The organism is Prosthecobacter gellanilyticus (assembly GCF_007992435.1).
In the GTDB taxonomy this organism is placed as follows: Bacteria; Verrucomicrobiota; Verrucomicrobiia; order Verrucomicrobiales; family Verrucomicrobiaceae; genus Prosthecobacter; species Prosthecobacter gellanilyticus.
Genome location: NZ_BKAG01000011.1, coordinates 1 through 12288, shown reverse-complemented (window position 1 = coordinate 12288; position 12288 = coordinate 1). Strand labels below are relative to the sequence as shown.

The following is a 12288-nucleotide window of genomic DNA, read 5'->3' as shown; positions in this document are numbered from 1 at the left end:
GCATGTCTGATCCTACTTCATCGCTAACGCCGGTTCAGGAACATCAGATGGCGGCGCGGGTGCGCTCGCGGGTGATGTGGAGGCTGATGCCGTACCTGATCCTGCTGTATGTGGTAGCGTATCTGGACCGGGTGAATGTGAGCTATGCGGCACTGGAGATGACGGCGGACCTTGGGTTCACCGACCAGACGTATGGCTGGGGAGCGGGCATCTTCTTCATCGGCTACTTTCTTCTGGAAGTACCGGGAGCCGTGTTTGCCTCGCGCTGGGGAGTGCGGCGGATGATCTGCAGGATCATGGTCTCGTGGGGCATCCTGGCGATGATAATGGGATTCATCCAAAGCGCGACGCAGTTTCACTGGCTGCGTTTTTTCATCGGCGCGGCGGAGGCCGGTTTTTTTCCGGCGATGATTGTGTATCTGGGGCAGTGGTTTCGCGCAGCAGATCGTGGCAAGGCGGTGGCTTGGTTCATGTCAGCGATCTCACTGGCGATGGTGCTTGGCGGGCCGGTCTCGGGGGCGCTTTTGCAGATCAAATGGCTAGGCCTGGAAGGCTGGCGATGGCTTTTTATTTTGGAAGGATTGCCAGCGGTGATTCTAGGCATTTCGGTGCTCTTCATCCTCACGGAAAAGCCGGAGGATGCGAAGTGGCTGCCCGAGGATGAGAAGGCCTGGCTGATCCATGAACTGGCACGTGAGAAGCTAGAGCGTGAGATGTCCGGGCTGACGAGCTCGCCTTCCATTGTTCGGGCTTTGGCTGATCCGCGAGTGTGGTTGTTCTCGGGAGCGTATTTCTTTGGGCTCATCGCCTCCAATGGACTTGGTTACTGGCTGCCAATGATCATGAAGTCGCTGTCGGGCTTCTCGAACTTCGCCGTGGCCTTGATGGTATCGCTGCCCTATTCGCTCGGTGTGATTGCGAAGCTCACGGCGGGGTGGTCATCAGATCGCACGCGAGAGAGGCGATGGCATACGGCGGGACTGCTTATGATCGGGGCCTTCGGACTGGCGGCGATGTCGCAACTTCAAGGGCAACTCGTGCTGGCGCTGGTCTTTCTGTGCATCGGAGTGATCGGGCTGACGGGCTACACTCCGAGTTTCTGGGCCTATGCGACGAGTTTCCTTGCAGGTTCGGCAAATGCGGCGGCCATCGGATTGATCAACAGCATCGGTAATCTCGGCAGCTTTGTGGGGCCGTATGGGATGGGCTGGCTGAAGCAGCACACGACGGGCTACACGGCGGGACTGCTGGTGCTCGCGGGAGCATCCGTGATGACGGCGCTTCTGGTGTTATTGGTAAACAAGCTGAACTCTAATCCCGTCGTGCCGGGCGCACGGACGAAAGGATCAGACCGCTGATCAGCACAAGCACGGCAGAGGTGACGAGGAGGACACTGAGATCGACTTTGTTCTCCTTGAACCAGCCGCCGAGGTAGGAAGCCAGGCCGCCGATGAGACAGGCGAGGAAATTCAGGATGCCGTAACCGGTGGCGCGATGCCGTGGTTCCACCACCTGGCAAAGGATGGGCATCATATTGGAGTCCGAGCAGCCACGAGCGAAGCCGAAGACGATCATGCCAGCCACGGCGATCCAAAGGGTGTCTGTGTTGGACGTGAGGAAGATGAAGGGGGCTGCGACAGAGAGAGCGATGGCAGGCACGAGGGTGCGTCCGCGAAGGTTAACACGACTCCAGCGGTCCGCCCACACACCGCCGGTGAGCACACCCGCCAGTGCGGCGACCTGCATGTAGGCGGTGGCGGTGAAGCCGGCTTTGGTTTGCGTCAGATGGAAACGCTCCTGAAGGAAGGTGGGCATCCAGGTCACGAAGGCCCAGCCCGCAAAGCCTAACAAACTCCAATGCAAGGTGATCACCCAAAGCCTGCGGTTGCCTGCCAGGATGGACAAGGTTTCCAAGGGGTGAGCATGAGGCGCGGCACCGGCACTGCCAGGGCGCGCACCGGGAGCATCACGTAGCAGGGCCATCATGACGAAGGCATAGACGACACCGAAGATGCCGAAGACCATGAAGCTCGAGTTCCAGCCGTATTCCGAGGCCATCCAGCCGCCGAGGCCGCCAAGCGCCATGCCCGCATAGATGCCGATCATGTGAATGCCGGTGGCGAGCGAGCGTGTGCTGCCGCGATGATAGTCAGCAATCAGCGCCAGGGCTGCTGGGATGTAGCAGGCCTCGCTCACGCCCATGAGGATGCGGGTGGCGAGAAGCTGCTGATAAGTCTGCACGTAGGCCGTGGCCCAGGTTACTGAAGACCACACGATCAGGCTGAGCAGGATGACGCGGCTGCGGCTGAAGCGGTCCGCGCACCAACCACCCACCGGACTGAGGACGCCGTAGACAATGAGGAAGGCCATGGTCAGCGCGCCGAAGTCATCATCGCCCATGGGGATGGCGGCCTTGATGGAATCCCGCATCGTGTTCAGCATGACACGATCCAGGTAGTTCAGGCAGCCGATCACCCATAAGAGCCCGACCACCAGCCATGCCCCTGGAAGAGGACGCGTGTCGTCAGAATAGGAGAGGGTGTCGGGAGCGGAGGCCATCGCCACAGTTAACGCTCTGCGAGGGCTGATCATATCCTGGTCATCGGACAGGACCAGGAAGCCTGGCTTGTTCCGCACGTTTTGATTCCCGTAACCTTTGCAGCGGCGTTTGAGCCGCCCAATCACGTTCATCACGCATGAAAATTCTCGCCCGCGTTTTTGCCTTTCTGATCGCGCTTGGTGGTCCAGCCGCTAGCAATGCCGCCGAGCCCATGCTCCAGGCTGCGGCGCTGGAGTTTGGCATCACACCGACGACGGGAGGCCATACCTCAAGCAAAGTGGGGGCCCTGGTACAGAAGGTGGAAGGGCCGCTGAAGACGACAGTGACTCTTTTCAAGTCGGGCGAGACTCGCGTGTGCATCATCGCCTCACACATGAACTCGCCGAAGGGGGCGAACATCAGCCCGCTCATTCGTCGCACAGCCGCTGAGGCACTTAAGCTGCCGCTGGATCATGTGCTGCTGATGCTCTCACACAATCACACAGATCTGAATCTGGTGAGCAATCACATTGAGGCGTATTCGACGGTCTCCATGAAACCTGAGGAGATCCCGGCCCCGAAGCTGGTGCCTGCGGGTGAGGAGTTCATTAAACAGCTCGAGGTTACCGCCAAGCAACTGCCGGCACTGCTGCAACCGGTGACCGTCTCATGGGCGGAGGGCACGGAAAGCCGGATCAGCTATAACCGCAAAGGGCGTCGGGCCGATGGCAGCAGCTATCTCATTCGTGAAGAGGACCGCGATCTGCTGGGTGTAGACTTCAATGGTGACATGGACCGGCAGGCGCCGATCGTGGTGCTGAAGAACGCGAAGGGCGAGGTGGTGACGGCAATCACGCATTTCACCGCGCATCCGTGCACGTGCTTCCATCCTGAGAAGCCGATCATCTTCGGCGACTGGCCGCAGGTGGCCTGCGAACACATGGCGACGCATCTTTCGCCTAACAAACAGATTGCGGTAAGCTTTCTGCAAGGCTGCGCGGGCGATGTGAACTCCAAGGGGATGTTTCGCGGTGATGTGGAGCTTTCGAAGAAGTATGGGCGCATGCTGGCGGACAGCTACATCGCGGCCCTGAAGGATCTGAAGCCTTCGAAGCGGGATGGGATGGACTTCGCGGTGGAGAAGGTGAAGATCCCGCTGGCCCCCCTGCCCTCTGTAGAATCCCTGAAGGAAGAAATTCGCGTGATGGAAGACTTCATCAAGCGGGCTACGGCTGGTGATGAGAACACGCTGACATGCATGGGTCACAATTTCCCGCGTGAGCTGACGCCGGCTTATCGCGGCAAGCTGGTGGAGATGATCCTGCCCTGGAGCAAGTGGGCGCTGGAGCAGCATGAGAAGGGCAAGGCGGATCAGGTGGAGAAATTTTTACCGGTGGACATCCAGATCTTCCGGCTGGGAGATGTCGGTTTTGTGGGGATGCCGTTTGAGCCGTTCCAGGGCATCGGGCGGCAGATTCGCGAGGGATCACCGCTGCCCATTTCCATTCCTTGTGGTTATACCAATCTCTCCTATGGCTACCTCACCGACGGGGCCAACACAAATCCGGGTGATGGTGAGTACATGAGCGCGCACTATCGCTACAGCCGGTTCCGCGCGCCTTATGCGAAGCCAGCGGGAGATGTGATCGCCACTCAGGGTCTGGCGACTTTGAAACGTTTTGCCAAATAAGATCACGACCATGGGCTTTCCTATTCTACCTTTTCATGAGATCGGCGGGCATGCGCAGATCGATCCGGATGTGATACTCGGGTATCGCTATCCCGGTGATTCAGAGCCGACGAAGATCGGTGATCATGCGATCATCCGCAGCGGGAGCATCATCTATGCGAACACGACGATTGGGAATCGTTTTCAATGCGGACACCAGGTGTTGATCCGCGGGGAGATCAGCATCGGGCATCGCTGTGTGGTGCATCACAAGTGCACGCTGGAAGGCAGGCTGCGCATGGGCAACGGCGTGAAGATCATGGCGCATGTGTATGTGCCGAGCCGGACCACGATTGGAGACATGGTCTTCATTGGTCCGGGCACCACGTTTCTGAATGCGAAGTATCCGATGCGGCAGGATGGTGTGCAAGGAGCGACGATTGAGGATGGAGTGACCATCGGTGGAGGTGTGACGATCTGTCCTGGCGTGACGATTGGGAAGGGTTCGTTCATTGGTGCGGGGACGCTGGTGAACAAGGATGTGCCGCCGAATGTGCTGGCTTTTGGCGTGCCGGTGCAGTTCCGGCCAATGCCAGAGTCACTGGCGGGAGGAAACCTCCCCGAACAACTTTTGCCGCAAACGGACCTGTTTGGGGCGCACCACGATGACACTTGGAAAGACGACTATCCTTTCAACTCATGAACTCATTGTCGCTCATCACAGCCCTCCTAGGTGTTCTGGCACTTGGCTCCCCTCTTGCGGCCCAGGAGAAGACGAAGGTGCCCGTTCGTGAGACAGTGCTGTTTCCGTTTGATGATCATGGGCTGCCCTTCAGCAAGGGGCTGATCCTCACCCTCAACCCTGGGCACAAGTCAGATCATTCGCCAAGCCTCGGAATCGATCCCAAGCATCCTGGAACGCCGGTGATGCCGATTGGCAAGAAGGGTGATCCAGATTTCCCTCGCGCCTACTTCTGCGGCACGATCCTGCGGGTCGAGGGTGAGTACCGGATGTGGTATTCAGGCTTTGATGGTCACAAACGACAAGTTTGTTATGCCACGTCCAAGGATGGCGCGCACTGGGAGAAGCCAAAGCTGGGTCTGGTGGAATACAACGGTGGCAAGGAGAACAACCTCGTGTGCATTGATGGCCAGGAAGCCATGAAAGGGATGATCAACCTGGTGCTGCATGATCCTGAGGATCCAGATCCGGAGCGCCGCTTCAAGATGGTGCGCGAGATCAATCCGGAGCTCAAACCCGCTGCGATCAGCGCGGATGGTCTGCATTGGAAGAGTGTGGCAGGCGGCCGGGACATCATCCATGGCGGGAACATGGAGCCGAGTGGACTGATCAAGTTCAACGGTGCCTACTATATCTATGGTCATGGCGGACCTGTGCCGCATCCCATCCAGATCCGTGGATACATGCGTGCGCAGAAGCGCATGATGGTGACCCTGATGTCTTATGACTTTGAAAACTGGACCGCGGCGGGTCATGTGAGTTTCCGGCGTGATGATCTACCGCCGCGCGGCATCCCGGACTTTGAGTTTCATCGAGGAGAGCAGGTGCATCTGGGCGCGAGCGTGTGGAATCGCGGCAATGTGCTGCTGGGCTTCTACGGGCAGTATCACAACCCAACGAATGACCGCCGGACTTCGAGTTGTGACATCGGTCTTGTGGTGAGCAGTGATGGCATTCACTTCAAAGAACCGCTGCCCGATTTCAAGATTATTCCAGGCTTCGAAGAAGATGACCGCGCGGAGCCGCGCATCACGCAGGGGCAGGCATTTCATAACATCGGCGACCGCACTTTTGTCTACTATGGCATCTGGACGGAGAATGATCGTAACAGCCCGACGGGCGTGCGTGTGGCGACGTGGCCACGCGACCGGCTCGGTTACTTTGCGCCTGTGCCCAGCGCGGAAGAGGCGCACTGTATTTCCAGTCCCATCTCAAACGTGGCCGATGAGTCGCGTGTCTGTCTTAATGTCACCGGGCTCTCGGATGCAGGTGCGATGACGGTGGAGATTTTAGACGAACAGTTCCGTCCGCTGCCGGGATATGCTGCTGCGGACTTTGTGCCCATCACGGCAAAGTCAGGAATGCACCTGCCTGTAGCCTGGCGTGGTGGAGCGACGCTGGGCCAGGTGAAGCAGCCCATCCGTATCCGCGTGAACTGGTCAGGCGAGAACCAGGAGAATGTACGTCTTTTCGCCATCTATCTCGATCAACCTTCCGCACCCTCCAAATGACTATCCGCACTTCTTTTCGCGCGTGGAACTGGCTTCTGGCCAGTGCGCTGCTTTATGTCCCTGTTTCACATGCGGCGGATCTCTTTGATGAGACGAAGGTGACGACGCTGTTTGGCTTCGACACGGTCTCGATCCCGCACACGCAGAATCTGCGGATTGAGATGCGGCAGCCGAAGAAGCATCCGGCAAATCCGGTGGTGAAGCGTGGTGCGCCGGGCACGCCGGATGCGCAGGGGGTGCAGTTTTATGGATCGATCATCAAGGAAGGTGCGAAGTATCGGATGTGGTATGTGGCCTTTGATGATGACAAGGAGAACTCTGAGGCTTCGAATCGCTGGCGGGCGGCCTACGCAGAGAGCACGGACGGGCTGAACTGGACGAAGCCGAACCTTGGGCTGGTGGAATACAAAGGGAACAAGAATAACAATCTTTTGGACATGGGTGGTGGTCCGTGGGGATTTGTGAATGTGAAGGTGCTGAAGGATGATGCAGATCCGGATGCTTCACGCCGCTACAAGATGACCTCGCACATCTATTTCAGACATCAAACGAGGCTTGGAAACCTGCTGCCTTTTGTGAGCGCGGACGGGCTGACCTGGAAGCCGGTGAAGGATGTGAAGTCGGTGAAGTCCGAGCTGCTCATGAAGGATGTACTGCTGCCGGCGATCCACTTCGAACCCAGTGGCGGGCTTTATCAGTGGGACGGGATGTTTTATGCCTCGGGGCAGAACTCGATGAACTCGACGAGGCCGTATCATGGACGGGTGACACGGATGTATCGTAGCGCCGATTTTGTGAACTGGTCCCAGACGAACACGCTGGGGTTTGTGCGCCACTTTCAGCATACGCTGTTAGGCCCGGGTCGCAGTCGCGAGGGCGAGCAGACGCATGAGGGGATCAGTGTGTGGAACCGTGGCAATGTGCTGCTCGGTGTGTCCGGCATCTGGCATGGAGCGAAGGAGTGGAAGGATCTGACGATCGATCTGGGCTTCATGATCAGCAATGACGGGAACCAGTTCCGCGAGCCTGCGCATGAGTGGGTCTTCATTCCTCGCGGCAAGGACGGCGAATGGGATCAGGGTGGTGTGATTCAAGCGCAGGGCTTTGAGAACATCGGAGAGGAGACGTTTATCTATTATGGCACCTGGGATCCGCGCCATTGGCAGGATGCTCCGCCACGTGGTGGTGTAGGTATTGTGGCAGTTCCGCGTGACAGGCTGGGAGATCTCGTGGTGGAAACGGCTGGCAAGGGGCCGGGAGACTACCAACTGCCGGAGATTGTGAGCGAGTTTGTGACAGCAGCGCTGACGGTGAAGAAGCCGAAGTTCTTCCTCAATGCGGAAGGGCTGGGAGAGAAGGCCACGCTGAAGGTGGAACTGCTGGATCATGTGGAGCGTCCCCTGCCCGGTTATTCAGGCAAGAACGCGGTGGTGATCAGCCAGAATGGGTTTCAGACTCCGGTGGAGTGGAAATCGACCGAAGCACTACCGGAGAGGATGAAGCTGCATGTCGTGTTTGAAGGTGAGAAGAACACGGACATCCGGCTGAGTGCAATCTATGTGAGGGATGGGAAGTGAGTGACGGCTCATAAAACAAAGCGACCTCGACTCACAGTGTGAAGTCGAGGTCGTTGAGAGGAGTGGCTTTGGGATACTCGGAGGTGCTGCGTATATTCCACGCGCTCAGTCCTCTCGACGGAGCGAGAGGACTACTTTGCTAGCGCCTGCGGGAGTTTTCATCCGCGCGGCGGCGGGAATCTTCGGCGGCGCGGCGTGAGGCGTCTTCTTGCTGACGACGCATGCTCTCGTCACGCTGACGTTCGCCATCTTCCTGCTGGCGACGCATGTTCTCGCGCTGGCGATTGCCTTCCTCCTGCTGACGACGTGCACCTTCCTCACGGGCACGCTCCATGGCCTCGCGCTGGGCGCGTTCGGCGGCTTCACGCTGGGCTTGCTGCATGGCTTCGCGCTGGCGTTCGGCAGCTTCCTGTTGTTGACGCATGGCGGCTTCTTGCTGCTGACGTTGAAGCTCGGCTTGGCGTTGACGTTCGGCCTGCTCTTGAGCCTGTTTCATCGCGGCCTCTTGAGCGGCGCGCTGTGCTGCTTCCTGCTGCTGGCGCTGAAGTTCGGCCTGGCGCTGACGCTCGGCCATCTCCTGCTGCTGTTTCATGGCGGCTTCTTGAGCGGCACGCTGGGCAGCCTCGCGGTGAGCGGCCTCTCTTTGAGCTGCTTCCATCTGGGCGGCTTCGCGCTGCTGCTGCATCAGGGCTTCACGCTGGGCGGCGGCTTCCTGCTGCTGCTTCATGCCAGCGGCTTCCTGCTGACGACGAAGGGCCTCCTCCTGAGCAGCCTTCATGGCGGCTTGCTGCTGCTGTTCCTGCTGATCGCGCATGGCGGCCTGCTGGCGGCGGGCCTGCTCCTCCTGGGCAGCCATGGCGGCCTGGCGCTGTTGCAATGCTTCTTGTTGGGCCTGCTGACTGGCCATCTGCTGGGCTTTGGCGGCTTCCTCACCTTCACGCTGGCGGCGTGTCTCGACTTCCTTAGCTTCAGCTTGAGCGGCCATGGCGGCTTCACGAGCTTTCTTAGCCTCCTCCTGGCGCTGCTTCATGAGGGCTTCCTGCTGAGCGCGGGCTTCCCCGGCTTTTTTTTCCTGCTCGGTGATCTGCTGCTGCATGGCGACGGCTTCGGCCTGCTTGCGGGCAAGCTCCTGCTGCTGGGCAGCCATTTCTGCGGCCTGCTTTTCCTTCAGGGCGGCGGCTTCCTTGGCGCTCATGTCAGCGGCTTTCTTCGCGAGGTCCTCCTGAGCGCGGCGCTGCTGCTCGGCGATGCGCTGCTGCATGGCTGTGGTCTCAGCCTGACGACGAGCGAGTTCCTGCTGCTGCGTAGCTATCTGCTTCTCACGGTCGGCCTGGGCTTCCTGCATGCGAGTTTCAGCGGCACGGCGAGCGAGCTCGGCCTTGTTCGCGGCATCTTGGGTGATTTGGAGATCGGGCATCTGGCCTTGGCCTGGGCGGCCACCTCTGCCGGGCTCGCGATCACGATCACGACCGGGGATGCCCGCAGGCATCTGTGGCATGTTGGGGACGTTGGCATTGGGCAGGTTTGGAACGTTCGGCACAGGGATGCCGGGGCGCACTTCGGGCTCGTTCTCACCCGGGCGACGGCCGGGACGACCTGGAGTGCCGGGCTGGCGAGGCTGCTCAGGAAGAGGGTCCGGAAGCTTGGGCACGTCCGCGATCACAGGCTTGGGCTGCGGCTGTTTCGACTGACGATCAACGGTGCGGCGGAGATCATCGCGCTTATTATCAGGCACGTCTTTCCATGCATCCACGATGACCGGCTTGCTGACACGCTCGCTCACCACGCGAGGAGCGGGGCCGCGGCCTTTACCTTGGTCACCACGGCCACGATCGGCGCGGCCGGAAGGCATGGGGGCGGCGATGAAGTTCGGGCGGTCGCGATCCTGACGGAAGTCGACGGGACGTTCGAGGTTACGCACGACCTGCACGGGGGCACGGACGACGCGGCCACCGATGCGTTTTTCCAGCCAGTCAAGCTGCGGACCACCGCGCTGGATGCAGATGTCACGCTGCGGCACCTGGACGATGTTGGTCACGTTGATGGTCTGCGAGAAGAAGCTGGTGATGTTGGTGATGGAGAGGCTGACATTCACGTAGCTGCCACGGCCAAAGTTGGAGGCATTGATGAAGGTGTAGCTGCTCGGGGAGAGGCCGTAGCGGGTATCACAATCATGGCCAATGCTGCCGTAGCCGGCACTAGGTGGCAGAGGTGCCCAGCCGACGTAGTCGCTGCCGGAACGCCAGGAAACCCAGGCCGGTGCCCACTGGCGGCCAGGGACCCAAAGCCAGCCGTGGCGGTTGACTTTGACCCAGCGGCCATAGTGATAGGTGGCCCAACCAAAAGGTTCGTTGGAGTCCCAGGCCCAGCCTTGATCTGTCCAAGCCCAGCGGCCATCAGTGTAGGGACGCCAGGTGGAGCGATCCGCATAGTCCGGGCGGAAGGCATAGCCGTAACCGTCCACGTCCAGCCAGCGGCCGTGGGGATTCAGCGAATCGTAGAACATGGAGTAGTCCGCATCGGGATCGACCCATGGCTGGTCGACGACGGGTTCTGGAACGTAGGGGGCGGCGACGGGCACGTTGACTGGTGTGCGGGCGAGTTCGTCGCGAAGCTGGTCGCTCTTTTTCCGGGCGGCCTCGGCATCGGCCAGGAGGCGGTCGTTTTCCTGCTGGAGGCCTTCGAGGCGGGCCTTCAGGTCTGCGTTTTCCTTGTCCTGCATGGCGCGCTGGAGGTCGGCGAGCTGCTTTTGCAGGGCTTCGCTGCGCTGCTGCATCTCGGCGGCCTGCTGGGCGTAGGTGGCCTGGTTTTGCTCCATCTGGCGGCGGGCTTCGTCGGCAGCGGAGTTGTCCGGTGGTTTGCAGCCGGTGAGGGAGAGGGCAATCAGACCACCGAGGGACAGAAGATTTGAGGTTTTCATGGCTAGGGAGACGCCACTCTGACGAGGGGCTCGGAAGAGATGTTCAGATGGATTTTGCAAAAAGATACGAGGGAGACGGGGTTTTGGCCTTGGGAGATGGCGGGGGCGGCATGGGTGGGGCCGCCGGATTTTTAACCGCAGATAGCGCAGAGGGCACAGATGGTCTGAGAGTGCAACTGGCAGGACACAGCAGGTCCACCACAGAGGGCACGGAGGGGCACAGAGGTTGCTGCGGGGAATATTTGAGGGAGGAGATGACTCTGAGGAAGCTGTTGTTGCGTAACGATTTTAGCTTCCCATCTTCGGCCCTCCTTTTCCCACCCCCATTCGATCACCCCTCCCATGGAAAACGTCATCATCATCGGCACAGGCTGCGCAGGCTTCACGGCAGCGATCTACACTGGACGCGCGAACCTGAATCCGCTCATTCTTTCCGGCAACCAGCCCGGCGGCCAGCTCACGACGACGACTGAGGTGGAGAACTTCCCGGGCTTCCCGAACGGCATCATGGGTCCTGAGCTGATGATGAACATGCAGCAGCAGGCGGAGAAATTTGGCGCGCGCATTGAGTACACGCTGGTGAGCTCCGTGGAAAAGACGGCGGAAGGCCACTTCGACATCAAAACCGAAGACGGGACGGTGTATCAGGCCCGCTCAGTGATCATCGCCACGGGTGCGAGTCCGCGTCACCTAGGTCTGCCGAATGAGAAGGGACTCATTGGTCATGGTCTGACGAGTTGCGCGACTTGTGACGGCGCTTTCTATCGTAATGTGCCGGTGTGCGTGATCGGTGGTGGTGACAGTGCTTGTGAAGAGGCCAGCTTCCTGACGAAGTTTGCCAGCACGGTGTATCTGATTCATCGTCGCGACACGCTGCGTGCCTCGAAGATCATGGCGGACCGCGCGCTGGCGAATCCGAAGATCAAGCCAATCTGGAACAGCACGGTGTCCGAATACCTGACCGATGAAAAAGGTGAGGTGCGTGCTGTGACACTGGAAAATCTGGTCACGGGCGAGAAGAACGAACTGGAATTGAAGTGCGTGTTTGTGGCGATCGGCCACGTGCCAAACGCAGGCTTCCTGGGCGAACTCGTGGATAAGGATGAGAACGGTTACATTCTGCAGACAGAAGGCACGCGCACGAAGACGACGGGCCTCTTTGCTGCCGGTGATGTGGCGGATCATGTGTATCGCCAGGCGATCACGGCTGCGGGCCAGGGTTGTGCGGCGGCGCTTGAGGCTGAGCGTTACCTTGCCGATATCGGGGTGCACTAAGGCCGGTTCTCGGTTCGCTGTTCACGGTTCGCTGTTCACGGTTCACGGTTCACGG

Annotated in this window: 8 protein-coding genes; 6 read left to right on the top strand and 2 right to left on the bottom strand. The window is 59.7% G+C overall.

The features are described from left to right. Nucleotides 1-86: 86 nt before the first annotated feature. Nucleotides 87-1358, top strand: a complete 1272-nt coding sequence (locus BGE01nite_RS09390) for an MFS transporter (RefSeq protein WP_170266693.1) — start codon at nucleotides 87-89, stop codon at nucleotides 1356-1358. Here BGE01nite_RS09390 and BGE01nite_RS09385 read toward each other — a convergent pair. Then, nucleotides 1312-2559 (bottom strand): MFS transporter, encoded by a 1248-nt coding sequence (locus BGE01nite_RS09385; protein WP_146850191.1) that lies wholly within the window; start codon nucleotides 2557-2559, stop codon nucleotides 1312-1314. The genes BGE01nite_RS09390 and BGE01nite_RS09385 overlap by 47 nt on opposite strands. 137 nt (nucleotides 2560-2696) lie before the next feature. Here BGE01nite_RS09385 and BGE01nite_RS09380 point away from each other — a divergent pair, with 137 nt between their 5' ends. Genes BGE01nite_RS09380 through BGE01nite_RS09365 form a run of 4 tightly spaced genes read left to right on the top strand, consistent with a single transcriptional unit; the run spans nucleotide 2697 to nucleotide 8038 of the window. Beyond that, the gene (locus BGE01nite_RS09380) at nucleotides 2697-4229 is read left to right on the top strand and encodes a hypothetical protein (RefSeq protein WP_146850190.1); all 1533 of its coding nucleotides are present in this window, start codon (nucleotides 2697-2699) and stop codon (nucleotides 4227-4229) included. A gap of 10 nt (nucleotides 4230-4239) precedes the next feature. Further along, nucleotides 4240-4911 (top strand): acyltransferase, encoded by a 672-nt coding sequence (locus tag BGE01nite_RS09375; RefSeq protein ID WP_146850189.1) that lies wholly within the window; start codon nucleotides 4240-4242, stop codon nucleotides 4909-4911. Further along, nucleotides 4908-6461 carry a glycoside hydrolase family protein gene (locus BGE01nite_RS09370; protein WP_146850188.1) on the top strand — a complete coding sequence of 518 codons (1554 nt, stop codon included), beginning with the start codon at nucleotides 4908-4910 and terminating at the stop codon, nucleotides 6459-6461. Before BGE01nite_RS09375 ends, BGE01nite_RS09370 begins: the two co-directional genes overlap by 4 nt. Continuing rightward, on the top strand, nucleotides 6458-8038 hold the full coding sequence (locus BGE01nite_RS09365) for a hypothetical protein (protein WP_146850187.1): 1581 nt from the start codon (nucleotides 6458-6460) through the stop codon (nucleotides 8036-8038). The genes BGE01nite_RS09370 and BGE01nite_RS09365 overlap by 4 nt, the downstream gene beginning before the upstream one ends. A 139-nt stretch (nucleotides 8039-8177) precedes the next feature. On the opposite strand, the gene BGE01nite_RS09360 is transcribed toward BGE01nite_RS09365, so the two are convergent. Beyond that, nucleotides 8178-10958 (bottom strand): DUF6600 domain-containing protein, encoded by a 2781-nt coding sequence (locus tag BGE01nite_RS09360; protein WP_146850186.1) that lies wholly within the window; start codon nucleotides 10956-10958, stop codon nucleotides 8178-8180. Between the two features lie 342 nt (nucleotides 10959-11300). On the opposite strand from BGE01nite_RS09360, the gene trxB reads away from it, so the two are divergent. Then, nucleotides 11301-12233 carry a thioredoxin-disulfide reductase gene (gene trxB, locus BGE01nite_RS09355; protein WP_146850185.1) on the top strand — a complete coding sequence of 311 codons (933 nt, stop codon included), beginning with the start codon at nucleotides 11301-11303 and terminating at the stop codon, nucleotides 12231-12233. Nucleotides 12234-12288 lie beyond the last annotated feature (55 nt).